The sequence below is a fragment of the Streptomyces speibonae genome (assembly GCF_984686075.1).
The window spans coordinates 506,096-525,477 of sequence record NZ_OZ480260.1 but is presented as its reverse complement, the minus strand read 5'-3'; the positions used below and the strand labels follow the sequence as shown (position 1 = coordinate 525,477).

General features: G+C 70.8%; 14 protein-coding genes and 1 pseudogene. 11 read left to right on the top strand and 4 right to left on the bottom strand.

Translation table 11 applies throughout. The features are described from left to right. Positions 1-37: 37 nt before the first annotated feature. The 3 genes from AC5L3C_RS02240 to rhaI all read right to left on the bottom strand — a co-directional run bounded on the left by AC5L3C_RS02240 (position 38) and on the right by rhaI (position 4,798). On the bottom strand, positions 38-1,486 hold the full coding sequence (locus tag AC5L3C_RS02240; protein WP_493646545.1) for a rhamnulokinase: 1,449 nt from the start codon (positions 1,484-1,486) through the stop codon (positions 38-40). Beyond that, on the bottom strand, positions 1,483-3,522 hold the full coding sequence (locus tag AC5L3C_RS02235; RefSeq protein ID WP_493646544.1) for a bifunctional aldolase/short-chain dehydrogenase: 2,040 nt from the start codon (positions 3,520-3,522) through the stop codon (positions 1,483-1,485). The genes AC5L3C_RS02240 and AC5L3C_RS02235 overlap by 4 nt, the downstream gene beginning before the upstream one ends. Before the next feature lie 115 nt (positions 3,523-3,637). Next, positions 3,638-4,798, bottom strand: coding sequence for an L-rhamnose isomerase (gene rhaI, locus AC5L3C_RS02230; RefSeq protein WP_493646543.1), 1,161 nt, complete (start codon positions 4,796-4,798; stop codon positions 3,638-3,640). A 405-nt stretch (positions 4,799-5,203) separates the two neighbouring features. On the opposite strand from rhaI, the gene AC5L3C_RS02225 reads away from it, so the two are divergent. The 11 genes and pseudogenes from AC5L3C_RS02225 to sigJ all read left to right on the top strand — a co-directional run bounded on the left by AC5L3C_RS02225 (position 5,204) and on the right by sigJ (position 17,534). Next, positions 5,204-6,733, top strand: a complete 1,530-nt coding sequence (locus AC5L3C_RS02225; RefSeq protein WP_399979963.1) for a sugar ABC transporter ATP-binding protein — start codon at positions 5,204-5,206, stop codon at positions 6,731-6,733. Then, positions 6,730-7,785 carry an ABC transporter permease gene (locus tag AC5L3C_RS02220; RefSeq protein ID WP_493646542.1) on the top strand — a complete coding sequence of 352 codons (1,056 nt, stop codon included), beginning with the start codon at positions 6,730-6,732 and terminating at the stop codon, positions 7,783-7,785. The genes AC5L3C_RS02225 and AC5L3C_RS02220 overlap by 4 nt, the downstream gene beginning before the upstream one ends. Further along, positions 7,778-8,806: an ABC transporter permease gene (locus AC5L3C_RS02215; protein WP_493646541.1), complete on the top strand. Its 1,029-nt coding sequence runs from the start codon at positions 7,778-7,780 to the stop codon at positions 8,804-8,806. Before AC5L3C_RS02220 ends, AC5L3C_RS02215 begins: the two co-directional genes overlap by 8 nt. A 74-nt stretch (positions 8,807-8,880) precedes the next feature. Beyond that, a complete protein-coding gene (gene rhaS / locus AC5L3C_RS02210) occupies positions 8,881-9,975 on the top strand; it encodes a rhamnose ABC transporter substrate-binding protein (RefSeq protein ID WP_493646540.1) in 1,095 nt (364 codons plus the stop codon). Between the two features lie 27 nt (positions 9,976-10,002). Next, the gene (locus AC5L3C_RS02205) at positions 10,003-10,323 is read left to right on the top strand and encodes an L-rhamnose mutarotase (RefSeq protein WP_493646539.1); all 321 of its coding nucleotides are present in this window, start codon (positions 10,003-10,005) and stop codon (positions 10,321-10,323) included. Between the two features lie 490 nt (positions 10,324-10,813). Beyond that, positions 10,814-11,902 carry a rhamnose ABC transporter substrate-binding protein gene (rhaS, locus tag AC5L3C_RS02200; RefSeq protein WP_493646538.1) on the top strand — a complete coding sequence of 363 codons (1,089 nt, stop codon included), beginning with the start codon at positions 10,814-10,816 and terminating at the stop codon, positions 11,900-11,902. Between the two features lie 91 nt (positions 11,903-11,993). Beyond that, positions 11,994-13,334, top strand: a pseudogene (locus tag AC5L3C_RS02195) (BNR repeat-containing protein); the annotation flags it as partial. Positions 13,335-13,409: 75 nt separating this feature from the next. Beyond that, positions 13,410-14,435: a LacI family DNA-binding transcriptional regulator gene (locus tag AC5L3C_RS02190; protein WP_493646537.1), complete on the top strand. Its 1,026-nt coding sequence runs from the start codon at positions 13,410-13,412 to the stop codon at positions 14,433-14,435. Between the two features lie 106 nt (positions 14,436-14,541). Continuing rightward, positions 14,542-15,843 carry an alpha/beta fold hydrolase gene (locus AC5L3C_RS02185; protein ID WP_493646536.1) on the top strand — a complete coding sequence of 434 codons (1,302 nt, stop codon included), beginning with the start codon at positions 14,542-14,544 and terminating at the stop codon, positions 15,841-15,843. Positions 15,844-15,888: 45 nt separating this feature from the next. Beyond that, positions 15,889-16,632: a PIG-L deacetylase family protein gene (locus AC5L3C_RS02180; RefSeq protein ID WP_493646535.1), complete on the top strand. Its 744-nt coding sequence runs from the start codon at positions 15,889-15,891 to the stop codon at positions 16,630-16,632. A gap of 5 nt (positions 16,633-16,637) precedes the next feature. Continuing rightward, positions 16,638-17,534 (top strand): RNA polymerase sigma factor SigJ, encoded by an 897-nt coding sequence (sigJ, locus tag AC5L3C_RS02175; RefSeq protein ID WP_493646534.1) that lies wholly within the window; start codon positions 16,638-16,640, stop codon positions 17,532-17,534. A 262-nt stretch (positions 17,535-17,796) separates the two neighbouring features. Here the strand turns inward: sigJ and AC5L3C_RS02170 are convergent, their stop codons facing one another. Continuing rightward, entirely contained in the window at positions 17,797-19,266 is a 1,470-nt protein-coding gene (locus tag AC5L3C_RS02170; RefSeq protein ID WP_493646533.1) for a cytochrome P450, read from the bottom strand. Between the last annotated feature and the right edge of the window lie 116 nt (positions 19,267-19,382).

Sequence of the window (19,382 nt, the reverse complement as noted above, 5' to 3'; positions counted from 1 at the left end):
GGGTAGTGCGGGGGCCGCGGCCCGGGGGAGACCCGGGTCAGCCTCCGGCGAGCCGGGCCTGCGCCGCCCGCCAGCGCCGGGTGCCGCCGCGCGGCGCGTACCGCGCCGGCGACCGGGTACGGCGGAGCAGGCGCCGCATTCCGGCGAGATCTCCGGCCATCCCGTGCGCGCGGGCCTGCGCCAGGACGTTGCCCAGCGCCGCCGCCTCCGTCGGCCCGGCCACCACCGGCAGTCCGCAGGCGTCGGCGGTCAGCTGGCACAGCAGGGCGTTCCGGGTGCCGCCGCCCACGATGTGCACCACGTCGGCCTCCCGTCCGGCGAGCCGCTGCGCGTCCTCCACCGCCTTGCGGTGCGCCAGCGCGAGCGAGTCCAGGATGCAGCGCGTGACCTCGGCGGGCGAGACCGGTACCGGCTGCCCCGAGACCCGGCAGGCCTCGGCGATCCGCTCCGGCATCCTGCCCGGCGCGAGAAACGCCGTGTCCCCGGCGTCCACCACCGACCGCAGCGCCGGCACCTCGGCCGCCTCCCGCAGCAACGCCCCCAGATCCGGCTCGCCCCAGGCCCGTACGCACTCCTGGAGCAGCCACAGACCCATGATGTTGCGCAGATAGCGGACCGTGCCGTCCAGCCCCAGCTCGTTGGTGAAGTTGGCGGCACGGCTCTCCTCGGTGAGCACCGGCGCCTCCAGTTCGAGGCCGGCCAGCGACCAGGTGCCGGTGCAGATGTACGCGAACCGCTCACCGTCCGCCGGCACCGCGGCCACCGCGGAGGCCGTGTCGTGCGAGCCGACCGCCGTCACCGGCACCGGACCGGTCAGCCCCGCCTCCTCCAGCACTCCGGGTCGCAGCACCCCGGCCGGATCACCCGGCCGGCGCAGCGGCGCGAACAGCCCGAGGTCGATGCCCAGCCGGTCCGCGACCCCGTGCGCCCAGTCGCGGGTGCGCGGGTCGATCAGCTGGGTGGTGGAGGCGTTGGTCAGCTCCGTGCCCTGCTCACCGGTGAGCCAGTACGTCAGCAGGTCGGGTATCAGCAGCAACCGCTCCGCCCGCGCCAGTTGCGCCGAGCCACGCGCCGCGGCCAGCTGGTACAAGGTGTTGAACGGCGCGTACTGCAAGCCGGTGGCCGCGTACAACTCGTCGGCCGGCACCGTCGCCCACACCCGCTCCGCGACCCCGTCGGTGCGGCCGTCGCGGTAGTGCACGGGGTTGCCGAGCAGCGCCCCGTCCGCGTCCAGCAGGCCGTAGTCCACGGCCCAGCTGTCCACGCCGACCGAGTCGACGGCGCCGGCCGCCCGCAGCCCGTCCAGCACTCCGGCGTACAGCCCGAGGATGTCCCAGCGCAGCCCCTCGGGCACCCGTACCGGCCGGTTCGGGAAGCGGTGCACCTCGGTCAGCTCCAGGCTGCCGGGGCCCACCCGGCCGACCATGACCCGCCCGCTGGACGCGCCGAGGTCGACCGCGGCGTACGACCGCACCGCGCCGCTCATCGCAGGAACGCGGCGGCGACGCCGGCGTCGACCGGGACGTGCAGTCCGGTGGTGTGGGTCAGATCGCCGCCGGTCAGCGCGAACACGGCGTTCGCCACATGCTCGGGCAGCACCTCCCGCTTCAGCAGCGTCCGCTGCGCGTAGAACTCGCCCAGCTTCTCCTCCGGCACCCCGTACACGGCGGCGCGCCGGGCACCCCAGCCACCCGCGAAGATCCCTGAACCGCGCACCACACCGTCGGGGTTGACACCGTTGACCCGGATCCCGTGCTCGCCCAGCTCGGCCGCCAGCAGCCGCACCTGATGGGCCTGGTCGGCCTTGGTGGCGGAGTAGGCGATGTTGTTCGGGCCGGCGAACACGGCGTTCTTCGACGCGATGTAGACGATGTCCCCGCCCAGCCCCTGGGCCGTCATCACCCGGGCCGCCTCGCGCGAGACGAGGAAGGAGCCGCGGGCCATGATGTCGTGCTGGAGGTCCCAGTCCTTCGCGGACGTCTCCAGCAGCGGCTTGGAGATGGAGATCCCGGCGTTGTTCACCACCAGGTCGACGCCGCCGAAGGCGAGCACGGCGGCCCGGAAGGCCTCGGCGATCTGCTCCTCGGACGTCACGTCGACGGTCACGGAGACGGCCTTGTCGGGTCCGCCCAGCTCCTCGGCGACCGCGGCGGCGTTCTCCCCGTTCAGGTCGGCCACGACGACGCACGCGCCCTCGGCCGCCAGCCGCCGCGCGATCGCCTTCCCGATCCCGCTGCCCGCGCCGGTCACCAGCGCCACCCGCGTGGCGAGCGGCTTCGGCGCCGGCATCCGCCGCAGCTTGGCCTCCTCCAGCGCCCAGTACTCGATGCGGAACTTCTCCGACTCCTCGATCGGCGCGTAGGTGGAGACCGCCTCGGCCCCGCGCATCACGTTGACCGCGTTGAGGTAGAACTCACCGGCCACCCGCGCCGTCTGCTTGTCCTTGCCGAAGCTGAACATGCCCACGCCCGGCACCAGCACGATCGCCGGGTCGGCCCCGCGCATCGCCGGGGAGCCGTCGTCCGCGTGCCGCGCGTAGTAGGCGGCGTACTCCTCGCGGTAGGCCGCGTGCAGCTCCTTCAGCCGGGCGACCGCCTCCTCCAGCGGCGCGGTCGCCGGCAGGTCGAGGACGAGCGGCCGCACCTTGGTGCGCAGGAAGTGGTCCGGACAGGAGGTGCCCAGCGCGGCCAGCCGCGGATGCTCGGCCCGGGCCAGGAACTCCAGTACGGCCCCGGAGTCGTCGAAGTGCCCGACCTGCGCCCGGTCCTGCGAGGCCACGGCCCGCACATACGGTGCCAGCGCGGCGGCCCGCTCCCGCCGCTCCTGAACGGGCAGCGCCTCGTACCCCTCGAGGACGGGACCGAAGGGCTCCGGCCGGCCGCGCTCGGCGAGGAACGCCTCGGCGGTGCGGATGATGTGCAGCGAGTTCCGCTCGCACTCCTCGGAGGTGTCCCCCCACGCGGTGATCCCGTGCCCCCCGAGCACGCACCCGATCGCCTGGGGATTGGCCCGTTTCACGGCGGCGATGTCCAGCCCGAGCTGGAACCCCGGCCGCCGCCACGGCACCCACACCACGGTGTCGCCGAAACACTCGGAGGTCAGCTTCTCCCCGTCGGCGGCACAGGCGAGCGCGATACCCGAGTCGGGATGCAGATGGTCCACGTGCGCGGCGTCGACGAGTCCGTGCATCGCGGTGTCGATCGAGGGCGCGGCACCCCCCTTGCCGTGCAGGCAGTAGTCGAACGCCGCGACCATCTCGTCCTCGCGCTCGACGCCCGGGTACACCCCGGTCAGCGCCCGCAGCCGGTCCAGCCGCAGCACGGCCAGCCCCGCCTCGGTCAGCGTCCCGAGATCCCCGCCGGACCCCTTGACCCACATCAGCTCGACGTCACCACCGGTGACGGGATCGGTCTCGACACCTTTCGCGGAGGCGTTCCCCCCGGCGTAGTTGGTATTCCGCGGATCGCCACCAAGCCGATGCGACCGCCCGAGCAGATCAGCGACTGCGGGATGGGTTGCCATGAACATCCAGTCCTTACATGAAAGAGGGTCAGTGCACTTCCCCAGGGGCGCGGGGAACTGCGCGACCAGCCACACTCAGCCCGCACCCCGCGACGAACAGAAACCCGGCAGACGCCTACGCCCCCCACCCCGCCTGCTCCCCACCCACCCGCTCGGCAACAATCCGCTCCCCCCACCCGGACCGGCCGTACGCGACCAGAGGCTCGGGGTCCAACCCCATCTCCCCCCGCACCTCACGCAGCAGCGGACGCACGTCCGTGTTGTACGCATCCATCAGCACGGCGTTCGCGCCCAGCACATCCCCGGCCCGCTGGGCCTCGCCCAGCGCCCCCCGATCGACGAGCAACGCCTTGGCCGTAGCCTCCTGCACATTCATGACGGACCGGATGATCGCCGGGATCTTCGCCTCGATGTTGTGGCACTGGTCCAGCATGAACGCCACCTCCGGCGTGAACCCGCCCCCGCGCACCACCTCGTACATGATCCGGAACAGCTGGAACGGATCCGCGGCCCCCACCATCAGGTCGTCGTCGGCGTAGAACCGCGAGTTGAAGTCGAACCCGCCGAGCTTCCCCTCCCGCAGCAGCGTCGCCACGATGAACTCGATGTTGGTGCCCGGGGCATGGTGCCCGGTGTCGACCACGACCTGGGCCTTCTCACCGAGCTTCAGACAGTGCGCGTACGCCGTCCCCCAGTCCGGCACGTCCGTGGTGTAGAACGCCGGCTCGAAGAGCTTGTACTCCAGCAGCATCCGCTGCCCCTCGCCGAGCCGTCCGTACACCTCGGCGAGGGCCTCCGCGAGCCGGTCCTGGCGGGCGCGCACATCGTCCTGGCCGGGATAGTTCGTCCCGTCGGCGAACCACAGCTTCAGATCCCTGGAGCCGGTCGCGTCCATGATGTCGACGCACTCCAGCAGATGGTCCACGGCCTTCCTGCGCACCCCGGCGTCCGGGTGGCAGACGGAGCCCAGCCGGTAGGCGTCGTCCTGGAAGGTGTTGGAGTTGATCGTGCCGATCCGCACCCCGCGGTCCTCGGCGTACGTGGCCAGCGCCGCGTAGTCGTCGACCCGGTCCCACGGGATGTGCAGCGCCACGGCCGGCGCGACCCCGGTGAACTCGTGCACCTTGGCCGCGTCGTCCAGCTTCTCCTGCGGAGTGCGGGGGACGCCCTGCTGGGCGAACACCTTGAAGCGGGTCCCCGAGTTCCCGTACGCCCAAGAGGGTGTCTCGATCCGCTGCCGGGTGAGCGCGGACTTTACCGAAGCGATGTCAGGCATATCAACCTCACGTGTCGGGTGCCGCCCCGACGGCGGAGCCCGCGGGGTGGGGAAGTGTGAAATGAATCGATTCAGTGCCCTGGGCAAGCTAATCCCGCACTACCGGGAGGTCAAGAGTGGGGGTGATACCTGACGCCCCGTTACCCAATCGTGCCGTACGCGGGTACCGGGGGTGGAGTGCCTGCTCTTTGTGCACGTCAGAAGGGTGAGTGAAGAGAGAGGGCGGGGATCGTGAGCGGATTGTGTGGCCGGATCCCGCCGAACGGCTTGACCTGGCCGCCCGGCGAAGCTAGCTTCCCGGCCATTCATTGAATCAATTCACCAGCGGAGGGGTGGCATCCATCGTCGTCATGGCGCCCCGCCTCCCGCTTCCGAACCACCTTGGGCACACCATGGAGCCATGCAATGACGCACCCTGAACCGGAGACCACTCCGGTGCTCGCACTGGCGGGGGTGAGCAAGTCCTTCGGCGCGGTTCGTGCCCTTCGCGGAGTCAGTCTGCGGTTGTACGCGGGAGAAGCGCACGCCCTGGCCGGCGAGAACGGCGCGGGCAAGTCGACCCTGATCAAGGCACTCGCCGGTGTCCACCGGCCCGACACGGGCACGGTGCTGCTGGACGGCGAGCCGGTCGAGTTCCACGGCCCCGCCGATGCCCGGGACGCGGGTGTCGCCGTCATCTATCAGGAGCCCACGCTCTTCCCAGACCTGTCCGTCGCCGAGAACATCTTCGTGGGCCGCCAGCCTTCCCGCTCGCTCGGACGGGTCGACCACCGGGCCGTCAAGCGGGCGACGGCCGACCTGTTCGGCCGCCTGGGGGTGGACCTCGACCCCGACCAGCCGGCCCGCGGTCTGTCCATCGCCGACCAGCAGCTTGTCGAGATCGCCAAGGCGTTGTCCTTCGACGCCCGCGTCCTGATCATGGACGAGCCGACCGCGGCCCTCACCGGCAGCGAGGTCGCCCGCCTCTTCGGTGTGGTCGAGACGCTGCGCGAACAGGGTGCCGCGGTGCTCTTCATCTCCCACCGGCTGGAGGAGATCTTCGAGCTGTGCCAGCGGGTGACCACACTGCGCGACGGAGCCCTGATCAGCAGTGAGCCACTGGCCGGCCTGTCCGAGGACGACCTGGTGCGCCGGATGGTCGGCAGGGACCTCGACGAGCTCTACCCGAAACAGGCCACCGAGGTAGGAGAGGTCGCGCTCACCGTACGACGGCTGACCCGCGAGGGCGTCTTCACCGACGTGTCCTTCGACGTCCGGCGCGGTGAGATCGTGGGCCTGGCCGGACTGGTCGGGGCCGGCCGCAGCGAGATAGCCCGCGCCGTCTTCGGCGTCGACAGGTTCGACGGCGGAGAGGTCGAGGTGCTCGGCAGGAAGCTCAAGCCGGGGGCACCCAGTCTGGCCATGGCCGCGGGTCTGGCTCTGGTTCCGGAGGACCGCAGGGCGCAGGGACTGGTGATGGACATGTCCGTCGAACGCAACATCGGGCTCACCGGTTTCGCCGCCACCACACGGGGCGGGCTGATGAGCCGGCGCGCCGAGCGCAGCAGGGCGGTGGACTGGGCGGTCAGGCTCCAGGTGAAGTACGCGAGAGTCGCCGACGCCGTCGGGACCCTGTCCGGCGGCAACCAGCAGAAAGTCGTTCTCGCCAAGTGGCTCGCCACACAGCCCCGGGTACTGATCGTGGACGAGCCGACCCGCGGCATCGACGTCGGTACCAAGGCGGAAGTCCACCGCCTGCTGTCCTCGCTCGCCGCCCAGGGCGTCGCCGTACTGATGATCTCCTCCGACCTGCCCGAGATCCTCGGCATGGCCGACCGCGTGCTGGTGATGCACGAGGGCCGGATCACCGCGGCGATACCCCGGGCCGAGGCCACCGAGGAATCCGTGATGGCGGCGGCCACCGGGCGTGTCACGCGGGAAGGGAACGCGGCATGACCCTGACCGCTCCGTCGGCGCGTGAGACGACCGCACCGAGCCCGACCGCGGGACGGCGCCTGATCGACCGGGTGTTCAAGATCCGCGAACTGGCCGTGGCAGCCGTGCTCGTGGGCATGCTCGCCGTCACGCAGCTGACCAACAGCGGGTTCCTGTCCGAGCAGGGCATCAAGGACCTGCTGCTCAACGCCACCATCCTGGTCCTGGTGGCGGTCGGGCAGGCCGTCGTGGTGATCACCCGCAACGTCGATCTCTCCGTCGGTTCCGTGCTCGGCATCAGCGCCTTCGCCGCCGGTGACCATGTGCACAACGGGGGCAGCCCGCTGACGGCGGTTCTGCTCGCCGTCGCCATGGGCGCTCTGTTCGGCCTCCTCAACGGCGTTCTGGTCAGCTTCGGGAAGGTACCCGCACTGGTCGTCACGCTCGGCACGCTCTACATCGTCCGCGGGGTCGCCTCCATCTGGGTCGGGTCCCGGCAGATCACCGCCGACGCCCTGCCCGACGGCTTCGTCGACTTCGGCCACGACGGAGTCCTGGCGGTCCCGTACCTCGCCCTGCTCGCGGCAGCCGTCCTCGTCGTCGTCGGCTACTACCTGCGCAGCTACCGCAGCGGCCGTGACATGTACGCCATTGGCTCCAGCCCCGAGGCCGCCACCCTGGCCGGTATCCCCGTCCGCAGGCGCATCATGACCGCCTACGTCCTGTGCGGCGCGCTGGCCGGATTCGCCGGCGCCCTCTATCTCGCCCGATTCGGCAACGTCGACTCCGCCACCGGCACCGGCTACGAACTCACCGTCGTCAGCGCCGTCGTGGTCGGCGGCGTCGCCTTCACCGGGGGCTCCGGCAGCGTCTACGGCGCGGCCCTCGGCGCGCTGCTGCTGACCTCCATCAACAGCGTCCTTCCCGCGATCGGCGTCAGCTCCGTCTGGGTCACGGCCATCAACGGCGTCCTGCTGCTGCTCGCCATCGCCGTCGACCGGATCCTGGCCCTGCGGGTCGCCTCCGTGCTGCGCAAGCAGGCCGCACAGAAGAGGAGTGCCCGCCATGCCTGACACCAAGACGGCGAAGCCGGTCCGCCTGGCGGGACTCGCCGGTGCGGTGCGCTGGGACACCGCGGTCGGCGCGCTGCTGCTCACCCTGCTGATCTGCTCGTTCTCGTTCGTCGACAACTTCGGCAACGCGCTGAACATCTCCTTCCTGATCGGCAACACCCTTCCGATCGCGCTCATCGCCCTGCCGATGACCATGCTGGTCGTCTCCGGCGAGGTCGACCTGTCCGTCGGCTCCACGGCCGGTCTGTCCGGTGCGGTGCTCGGAGCACTCTGGAACCAGGGCATGGCCATCGAGACGGCCATCGTGCTGTGCGTCCTGCTCGGTGCGGTCTGCGGCCTGGTCAACGGCGTGCTGGTGACGCGTCTCGGACTGCCCTCCCTGGCCGTCACCATCGGCACCATGGCCGCCTACCGGGGCATCGCCCAGATCGTTCTCGGCTCCGACTCGGTCACCGACTTCCCCCTGCAGTACCTGGACTTCGGTGCGGGCCGGATCGGGGACACGTTCATCCCGTACGCGGCCCTCCCCTTCACCGTCCTGCTCGCGATCGCCGTCGTGGTGCTGCACGCCACCCCGCTGGGGCGGTCGCTGTTCGCGATCGGGGCGAGCGAGGAGGCCGCGCGCTTCGCCGGCATCCGGGTCAAGCGGCTGAAGCTGGCCATGTTCGTCACCACGGGGGTGCTCTCCTCGCTGACCGGCGTCTTCTGGGCGCTGCACTACGCCAGCGCCCGCTACGACAACGCCCTCGGGCTCGAACTGTCCGTCATCGCGGCCGTGCTCCTGGGCGGGGTCGACTTCGACGGTGGCAAGGGCACCCTCGGCGGCGCGATCGCGGGTGTGTTCCTGCTCGGCACTCTGCAGAACGTCATGAGCCTGGTCAACGTGTCCGCCCAGTCGCAGATCGTCGTCACCGGCGTCCTGCTCGTCGTATCCGTTCTCGCCCCGCGTGTCGGCCGTGACATCGCCCGGGCGAGGGCCCGCAAACGGGTGGAGACCGCTCCACCTCCCGCAGCCACCTGAATCCGCTCAACCGTTCCATCCGATCACGATTCCGTGCCCGGACCCGTCGATCCATGAACAAGCAAGGAACCTTCATGTCTCTCATCCCCGCCGGAACCCGCCGACTGGCCATCGCGGTGTCCGTCGTCGCCTCGCTGGCCCTGACCGCCACCGCCTGCGGTGGTGGCACCACCAAGGACGACGTCAAGAACGAGGGCGCCGGCAAGGCGACCGCGGCCGACAAGGCCGACCCCGGCGCGGCCACCAAGAAGGGCCTGACCGTCGGCTTCCTGCCGAAGCAGGTCAACAACCCCTACTTCACCAGCGCAGACAAGGGCGGGGAGACGGCCCTGAAGGAACTGGGCTCCTCCTACAAGGAGGTCGGCCCCTCCAGTGCCACGGACACCGCCGGCCAGGTCTCGTACGTCAACACGCTCACCCAGCAGCAGGTGGACGCCATGGCCGTGTCCGCACAGGACCCCGGCGCCCTGTGCACCGCGCTCAAGCAGGCCATGAAGAACGACATCAAGGTCGTCACGTACGACTCCGACACCAACGCCGAATGCCGCGACGCCTTCGTCTCCCAGGCGTCCGCCGAGGACCTGGGCCGCACCGAGGTGCAGCTGCTCGCCGAACAGATCGACTACAAGGGCGAGATAGCGATTCTGTCCGCGGCACAGACAGCGACCAACCAGAACACCTGGATCGAGTTCATGAAGGACGAACTCAAGGATCCCAAGTACAAGGACATCAAGCTCGTCAAGGTCGCCTACGGTGACGACGACGCGCAGAAGTCGTTCCAGCAGACCCAGGGGCTGCTCCAGGAGTTCCCCGAGCTGAAGGGGATCATCTCCCCGACCACCGTCGGCATCAAGGCCGCCGCCCAGTACCTGTCCGGCTCCAAGTACAAGGGCAAGGTCAAGCTCACCGGCCTCGGCACCCCCAACGACATGCGCAAGTACGTCAAGAACGGCACCGTCGAGGCGTTCGAGCTCTGGGACCCGGCCAAGCTCGGTGAGCTGGCCGCCCGTACGGCGGTCGCGCTGGTCTCCGGTCAGATCACCGGCGCGGAGGGCGAGACCTTCAAGGCCGGCGCGATGGGCGAGTACACCATCGGCAAGCACGGTGTGATCAACCTGGGCAAGCCCACGGTCTTCAACGCCGAGAACATCGACCAGTTCGACTTCTGATCCCGACCACCTGGAGGAGCGGTACTCGTGCAACGCGTCTGTTTTCTGCTCAAGGTCCGCCGGGACCGGATCACCGAGTACCGCGAACGCCATGCCGCCGTGTGGCCCGAGATGCGCGAAGCCCTCTCGGCCACCGGCTGGTACAACTACTCCCTCTTCCTGCGTGACGACGGCCTTCTCGTCGGTTACCTGGAGACCGAGGACTTCGAGGCGGCCAAGGCAGGCATGGAGGCCACCGAGGTCAACGCCCGCTGGCAGGCGGAGATGTCCCCGTTCTTCGAGTCCCTCGACGGCTCTCGTCCCGATGAGGCGATGAAACCGCTGACCGAGGTGTTCCATCTGGCCTGACGCGCCACCGGACCGGCTCGGCCCGTAGGGGGAGCGGGCCGAGCCTCTTTCGGGCGGGCAACGGGACGTGTCTTCCCGGGGCGTCCTCCGCCCGGAACGCCACAGCGTGGGCCGGGCCCGGTCGGCCGTCGGGGACGAACAACGGCGGAAGAGGCTGATGGGTTCACGCAGATAGTCGTTAATCGTTTCAGCCCGCTCCCTGCTCACGGTTTGGACACAGTCATTGACGCACAGTTCACTGCGCACCTAATCTCCGGTGACATCTTGTTGAAACCTTTCATGGAGCGAACTGCCCTGTGCTCGACAGTTGGTGCGGCCGAGGTTCGTCCGGTCCGACGATGCCGCGGGAGAACAGGGATGATCCGAACTGTTGCTCCGGGGCGTGTCGCTTCGAGGCGGGTTCGGCGAGCACATCAGCCTTCTGGCACGCGTGCGCCCGACGGGTGCGCCTTCGTCCCTCATGCCAGAGGCATCCTCAAGGGAATGGTAAATGTCCAGATCATCTTTACTCCGTTCTGTCATGGGTGCGGCCACCGTCCTCTCGCTCACCTGTGGGCTCACCGCCTGCGGTGACGACGCGTCCGACGGCGCCGGAAGCAGCGACGGCGATACGTCGAACGTCACCGCGGGAAAAGCCAATCCGCACGCGGAGATAAAGAAGGGGATGACCATCGGGTTCGTCCCCAAGCAGGTGAGTGGCGCGTACTTCGGTCTGGCCAGCCAGGGCGGGGAAAGGGCACTCACGCAACTCGATTCCTCGTTCGTGGAGAGAGGTCCGGACGACGCCACCGACACGGCCGGGCAGATTTCGAGCATCGAAGAGCTCAAGCGGCAACAGGTGGAGGCCATGGCTGTCTCCGCACAGAGCGCCGACGCGCTCTGTGACACATTGAAGGACGCGCTCGGTGACGGAATCAAAGTCGTCACCTACGACTCCGACACCGACCCGACGTGCCGCAATGTGTTCGTCTCACAGGCCAAGGCCGATGCCATCGGCTGGATCCAGGTGGAGCTGATCGCCAAGCAGATCGACTACAAGGGTGAGATCGCGATTCTCTCGGCCGGTCGCGACGCCACGAACCAGAACACCTGGATCAAGTTCATGAAGGAAGAGATCCAGAGCTCCAAATACGGGGACATCAAGCTCGTGGAGATCGCCTACGGCGACGACGACGAAGAGAAGTCCACGGCGGAGACCAAGCGGCTCCTCGAAGAGCACCCGAACCTCAAGGGGATCATCTCTCCGACCACCGTCGGCATCAAGGCGGCCGCCGAGTACCTGTCCGACTCCGAGTACAAGGGCAGGGTCAAGGTGACCGGTCTCGGCACCCCCAACGACATGCGCGAGTACGTGAAGGACGGCACGGTCGAGGAGTTCGCGCTCTGGGATCCCGAGAAGCTCGGTGAGCTCGCGGCGCGCGCCGCCGCCGCCCTCGCCTCCGGCCAGATCACGGGCAAGGAGGGCCAGTTGTTCCTGGCGGGTGACATGGGCTGGTTCGACATCGAGGAGAACGGCGTGGTGACCCTCGGTGAGCCGACGGTGTTCGACAAGAAGAACATCGACGACTACAACTTCTAGCGCCACGGCATTCCTTGCCCCGTCCGCACGGTCCCGTCCGACCCGGGCAGATCGTGCGGACGGGTGATGTCCGGGAGGAGGCGTTGTGTTGCCCGGTCCCTCGGTCACCCCTGTGGGCAGCAGCACGCCCGACCCCGGCGCCCTCTACTTCGTCTCTTACGATGGCCTGGTCAACAACAACGCCTTCCAGAAGAACGGCCTGCTCACGTACAAGGCCCACCAGTACGCCGTGTGGTACACCGCGGACCGCGATGCGGTCGTCGGGCGCCGCGCGCTGGGGGTGAGCGGCTGGGACGCCGTGCGGGTCGGCCACAGCCTGCGCTACGACGACTCCCACAAGGTCATCTCCATGGGCGTCTCGAGGACCGACGGACGCCTGCACCTCGTCATGGACTCCCACAGTGACGGCTTCACCTACGTGAAGTCGGTCGCCGGGCTCCTGGACGATCCGACGGGGACGGGCTGGACCCCGAACCGCTTCGCGGCGCCCCGGTCCACGCTCGACGGACTCGCCCTCACCCCGCGGTTCACCTACCCGCAGTTCATCGCCACCCCCGAGGGCCGGCTCCAGCTCAGCTACCGGACCGGCGTCTCGGGCAACGGGCGCAACGCGCTCGCCGAGTACGACGGCGGCCGGTGGACCGCGCTGGGGGAGCGGAGCGCCTCCACCGGCACCTACACCAGCGAGCACGGCAGCTCGACGGCCCGCAACATGTACCTGCACGGCATCGATTACGACCGCGACGGCCGGCTGCACACCCTCTTCACCTGGCGCGAGCAGAGCGGCACCGTGACACACAGCGGCGGCGGCCTCACCAACCACGACACCGGCTACGTCTGCTCCGACGACCGGGGCCGCACCTGGCGCGACGACGCCGGCACCGTCGTCGGCCGGACCGGAACCCGGCACCTGGTCTCCGTCACGGACGCCGGACTGGTGGTCGACCCGCTGAGCCCCGACCACTCCCTGATGAACCAGGAGAGCCAGTGCACCGACTCCGCCGGCCGGCCGCACGCGGTCATCTCCTACGTCCCCGGCCGCTTCGGCCCCTGCACCACCGACCACGTCGCCGACCGCACCGCGCACGGCCGCGCCTTCCACCTGCGCCGGACCGCCACCGGCTGGCGCAAGACCGAGATCCCCGTCCCGCTGAACTCGAGCGGGCGCACCAAGCTGGTCCTGGACCGCCACGACAACGCCTACGCCGTCCTGCCGCACGTCCGGGTCGCCGCCGCCTCCGCCGCCTCCGGACACACCGACTGGCGGCTGCTGTACGACGGCGGCGCGCTGAACGCCTTCGGCGAGGTGGTGATCGACGAGACCCGCGTGGCCCAGGACGGCGTCCTGTCGGTCATGTACCAGGAGAAGTCCACCGCGACGACCCCCTCTCCGCTGCGCGTCGTCGACTTCCTGCTGCCCGCCGAACCGTGACCGATCAGGGGCGATCCTGCGGGTAATGTGATGGCCCGCCGCGCCGCCCCCCGTCTTTCTGGAGGTCCCATCCCGATGGCCCAGTCGGTGGGTATCAAGGACGTCGCCCGCGTCGCCGGAGTCTCCGTCGGCACGGTCTCCAACGTGATCAACCGCCCGGACACGGTCGCCGCCGAGACCCGGGCGCGGGTGCAGTCCGCCATAGACCGGCTCGGCTACGTCCGCAGCGAGTCCGCCCGTCAACTGCGCGCCGGCCGCAGCCGCATCATGGGCCTGCTCGTCCTCGACATGGGCAACCCGTTCTTCGTCGACGTCGCGCGCGGCGCCGAGCGCGCCGCGCGCGAGGCCGGACTCGGCGTGATGGTCTGCAACAGCGCCCAGGACGCGGGCGAGGAGGCCGACTACCTCTCCCTCTTCGCCGAACAGCGGGTGCGCGGCGTGCTGCTCACCCCGGCGGACGCCAGCGGCCGCAACATCGAGGCGTTCCGCCGGCACGGCATCCCCTTCGTCCTGGTCGACCGGGTCGCCGAGGGCGCCACCGAGTGCTCGGTCTCCGTGGACGATGTCGCGGGCGGCGCCCTGGCCGTACGGCACCTGGTGGAGGCCGGCCACCGCTCCATCGGGTACGTCAGCGGCCCGCCCGGGCTGAACCAGGTCCGCGACCGCCGCACCGGTGCGCTCAACGCCCTCGCCGAGGCCGGACTCGGGCCCGACCGGCTGCACGAGCTGCCCACCGAGCGGCTCGACGTGGCCGCGGGACGGGACGCGGGCGCCCGCCTCCTCGGACTCGCCGAACGCCCCACCGCCGTGTTCTGCGCCAACGACCTGCTCGCCCTCGGCGTCCTCCAGGCGATGTACGCGGCCGGGGTCGCGGTCCCCGACGACCTGGCGATCGTCGGCTACGACGACATCGAGTTCGCCGCCGCGGCGGCCGTGCCGCTCACCTCGGTGCGCCAGCCCGCCGTCACCATGGGCAGGCTGGCGGCCGAGCTGCTGCTGGAGGAGACCGAGACCCCCGCCGCCGACCGGCCCCACGAGCACCGCCGCGTCGTGCTGCGTCCGGAGCTGGTGGTCCGGCGCTCCAGCCTCGCGGCCCGCTGACGGGCGGGCGGGCGGCAAAGATTTGCATGATCCCGGGCTCGTTGGCCGGAGGAACGTGTGCTGAACTGGGTCACGGTCCGACAATCCGTTCGTCCCGGGAGCCCCGTTGACCGTCAGCTACCGCCAGCCCGGCGTGGTCCTCACCGACCACCGCTTCACCGTGCCCCTCGACCACGACGACCCCTCGGGGGAGACGATCGAGCTGTACGCGCGTGAGGCCGTCGCGAGCGACAAGGCCGGCCGGGAGCTGCCCTGGCTGCTCTACCTCCAGGGCGGCCCGGGCTTCGGAGCGAACCGTTTCATCGGAAGGCCGGCCTGGCTCGGCCGCGCCCTCGAGGACTACCGGGTCCTGCTCCTGGACCAGCGCGGCACCGGCCACTCCACCCCCGCCAACCGGCAGACCCTCCCGCTGCGCGGCGGCCCCGCCGAACAGGCCGACTACCTCACCCGCTTCCGCGCCGACTCCATCGTGCGCGACTGCGAGGCCATCCGCCCCCGGGTGACCGGCGGCGCCCCCTGGACCGTGCTCGGCCAGAGCTTCGGCGGCTTCTGCACCGTCGCGTATCTGTCCATGGCCCCCGAGGGCCTGGACACCGTGCTCGTCACCGGCGGCCTGCCGTCCCTGTACGCCCACGCCGACGACGTCTACCGGGCCGCCTACCCGCGCATCGAACGCAAGGTCGCCGCCCACTACGCCCGCTACCCGCGGGACGTCGAGCGCGCCCGCCGCATCGCGGACCACCTGCTCACCCGTGAGGTCGTCCTGCCCAACGGCTACCGCCTCACCGTCGAGGCGTTCCAGTCCCTCGGCCTCATGCTCGGCAGCGGCGAGGGCAGCCACCGGCTGCACCATCTCCTGGAGGACGCCTTCGTGCCGGCCCCGGGTGGCCCTCAGCTCTCCGACGCCTTCCAGGAACAGGTGCAGGGCCTGCTGTCCTTCGCCGGCCACCCGCTGTACGCACTCGTCCACGAGGCGATCTACGCCCAGGACGCCCGGCCCACCGCCTGGTCCGCCGAACGCGTACGCGCCGAGTTCCCGCGGTTCGACGCGGCCAAGACGCTCGCCGGTGACGAGCCGCTGCTGTTCACCGGCGAGACCATCCACCCCTGGATGTTCGACTGCGACCCCGCGCTGCGCCCCCTGCGCGAGACCGCCGAACTGCTCGCCGCGCGCACCGACTGGACGCCCCTGTACGACCCGGCGCGCCTCGCCGTCAACGAGGTCCCGGGCGCGGCGGCGGTCTACCACGACGACATGTACGTCCACACGCCCCACGCGCTGGAGACCGCCCGTGCCGTGCGCGGGCTGCGCACCTGGGTCACCGACGAGTTCGAGCACGACGGCGTCCGGGCCGGCGGCCCCCGCGTCCTGGACCGGCTGCTCGCGCTGGCACGCGACGAGGCGTGATGCCGGGCCCGTCGCCGGGTCGGTGCGGCGGGTTAGTCTTCCCGCATGACCGAGCCGACGATCAGTCAACTCCAGCCCATGCCCGACGACTGGCAGCGAGCCCTGGCAGTGGTCGCCCACCCGGACGACCTCGAGTACGGCTGCGCGGCGGCGATCGCCTCCTGGACCGACGCCGGCCGTGAGGTCTCCTACGTCCTGGCGACCCGCGGCGAGGCGGGCATCGACACGCTGGAGCCGGCGCAGTGCGGCCCGCTCAGGGAGCTGGAGCAGCGGGCGAGCGCCGCCGTCGTCGGCGTGTCGGAGGTCGCCTTCCTCGACCACGCGGACGGGGTCATCGAATACGGCCCCGCGCTGCGCCGGGACATCGCCGCCGCCGTCCGCCGGTACCGGCCGGAGCTGGTGATCACCCTGAACCACCGGGACACCTGGGGCGGCACCTACTGGAACACCCCCGACCACGTGGCCGTCGGCCGGGCGACGCTCGACGCGGCCGGTGACGCCGGCAACCGCTGGATCTTCCCGGAGCTCATCGAGCAGGGCCTGGAACCCTGGAACGGCGTCCGCTGGGTGGCGGTCGCCGGATCGAACGCGCCGACGCACGCCGTGAACGCGACCGGCGGAATGGAGCGGGCGATCCGCTCCCTGCTCGAACACCGCGCCTACATCGAGGCGTTGACCGACGAGGAGCCGGAGGCGTACGCCCGCGGTCTGCTGACCGGCTTCGCCGAGGAGACGGGCAAGCGGTTCGGGAACCGCCCCGCGGTCGCCTTCGAGCTGTTTTCCCGGTGACCCTCATGGGTGACGACAAGGAAGTCCTGGCACAGCGCTTCGAGGAGCACCGCGGACACCTCAAGGCGGTCGCCTACCGCATGCTCGGCTCACTCACCGAGGCGGACGACGCCGTCCAGGAGGCCTGGCTGCGCCTGGGCCGCACGGACACCGCCGCCATCGACAACCTGGGCGGCTGGCTGACGACGGTGACCGGCCGGATCTGCCTGGACATGCTGCGTTCGCGCACCGCGCGGCGCGAGCAGCCGATGGACGACACCTTCGTCCCGGACCCGGTGATCCGACCCGTCTCCGTCCCCTCGACGGATCCGGAACAGGAGGCGCTGCGGGCGGACTCGGTGGGGGTGGCACTGCTGGTCGTCCTGGAGAGACTGGAGCCCGACGAGCGGCTGGCCTTCGTCCTGCACGACATGTTCGCCGTGCCGTTCGACGACATCGCCCCGGTCGTGGAGCGCAACGCCGCGGCGACCCGCCAACTGGCCAGCCGGGCCCGCCGCCGGGTGCGCGACACGACCCCGCCCTCCGACCCCGACCTCGGCCGGCAGCGACAGGTCCTCGAGGCGTTCATGGCCGCCGCGCGCGGCGGTGACTTCGAGGCGCTGGTCGCCGTCCTGCACCCGGACGTGGTGCTCCGGGCCGACGCGGGCGCGCTGGTCCGCGGGGTGGCCGGCTCCAAGGTCCTCCGGGGCGCGAAGCCGGTGGCCGAGTCGGCGATGCTGTTCTCCCGCTACACCGCCGCGGGCCGACTGGCCCTGGTCAACGACTCCCTGGGCCTGCTCAGCGTGGTGGACGGCCGCATCCAGTCGGTCATGTCCATCACCATCACCGACCACCGCATCACCACCATGCACATCCTCGCCGACCCCACCCGCCTCCAACACCTCCAGCCCTCACCCCCCTGACCTCACCGAGCCGACTGCCCGCTGCCGCGATCCGCGGGCAGTCGTGCCTCCCCCAGTGCCTGAAGGGCCTGGGAGGTACCCCCATGGGCGATGGGGGTCCCCCCGCTCATGGGGGTACCTCCCGCTCGAGCGAAGCCGAGAGTGGGGGAGGAGCCGAGAGTGGGGGAGGCACCACGCCGGCGCCGGGCTGCGCCACCACCCCCCGTCCAGTGCAACCCGGGGCGCGACCCGACCCCGGGTCACACCAGCCCGCCGCACCCCTTCAGCGCAGCGACGGCCACAACCGCAACCCCTCCGGCATCAACGTGAGCCGCTCCGTCACCCGGAGCCGATATCCCGCGTCCGGCCGCAACTCGTACCGCCGCAACAACAACCCCAGCACCAACGTCGCCTCGTGCAACGCGAACTGCCGCCCGATACACGCCCGCGCCCCCGTCCCGAACGGCTTGAAAACGTGCGGCGCCCGCCCCCGCACCGCCCGCGCCTCGAACCGGTCCGGATCGAACCGCTCGGCGTCATCGCCCCACACCGAGGGGTCCCGGTGCAGCATCGGGGTGAGTACCAGCGTCCACGCGCCCCGGCGCATCGGATGCTCCCCCGCCAGCACCGTGTCCGCCCGCGCCTCCCGCGCGAACGCCGGCGCCGTCGGCCACAGCCGCAGCGACTCGTCCAGGACCCGCCGGACGTAGCGCAGCTTGGCGACCTGCTCGTACCCGGGGGCCGCCGTGCCGCCCCAGACCCGGTCCACCTCCGCGCGGGCGCGGGCCGCCACCTCGGGCTCGCGCGCGAGGTGGTGCAGGGCGAACGACAGCGCACCGGACGTGGTCTCATGACCGGCCACCAGGAAGGTGATGACCTGCCGCCGCACGTTCTCCGCCGACAGCCGCTCCCCGGTCTCCGGATGCGCGGTGTCCAGCATCCGGTCCAGCAGATCCCCGTTCCCACCCCCGTCTGAACCCCGTCTCCCGCCCGCCCGCCGCACCCGCACCACCTCGTCCACGATCCGGTTCAGCCGCCCGATGTCCGCCGCGTTGCGCCGGCCGGCCCGGCGCAGCAGCAGCGGGGCCAGCGGCCCGGGCACGCTGTTCAGCCGCTGGGCGTACGTGAGCGTGCCGACCATCGACGTGACGAAGGGATGCGGGCGGGCCCGCTCGAACGACCCGAAGTCGTGCCCGAACCCGGTCCGCGCGATGGTCTCCAGCGTCAGCTTGGTCATGTCCCCGGGCACGTCCACCGACCGCCCGCCGGCCGCCGCACGGTCCCAGTGGTCCGTCAGCCGCTCGGCGACGTCCAGCATCATCGGGTGGTAGCCGGCCATGGCCTCCCGGCTGAACCCGGGGGCCAGCACATCGTGCGCCAGCTGCCAGTTGGGCTCGTGGTTGTACGCGGTGAACAGCCCGTCGCCCGCCACCGGCCGCAGATTGGCCACACCCAGCCCGACGTGCTTGGCGAACCGTGACTCGTCCGCCAGGTCCGCCACCAGCTCCGCGCCCCAGGTGAACACGAACTCCTTGCCGAACGCGTTCCGCCGGAAGATCGGCCCCAGCCGGCGGGCGTACTTCAGGGTGTCCTGGAGCGGGGTGCGCCGGCTCGCCCCGAGGACGTCACCGGCCAGCGGCACGCGGTACGGCGGGTGCGGGATGCGGTGCAGCGCGGGCCAGCCCTGGTCCGCGCCGCGGAATCCCCTGGGCAGTCCGTCCGGCGGTCCGGTCCGTGTCGTCGTCTCCGCCATGACGCGATCTCCTTCGGCCCGGCGGGCGTTCGGCCCCGCGAGCGAGTGCGACGTGTTGTACGCGAGTTCAATAACGCGCGCCCAGTCTGGTCCGGTTGTTGAACCGGCGTCAAGTA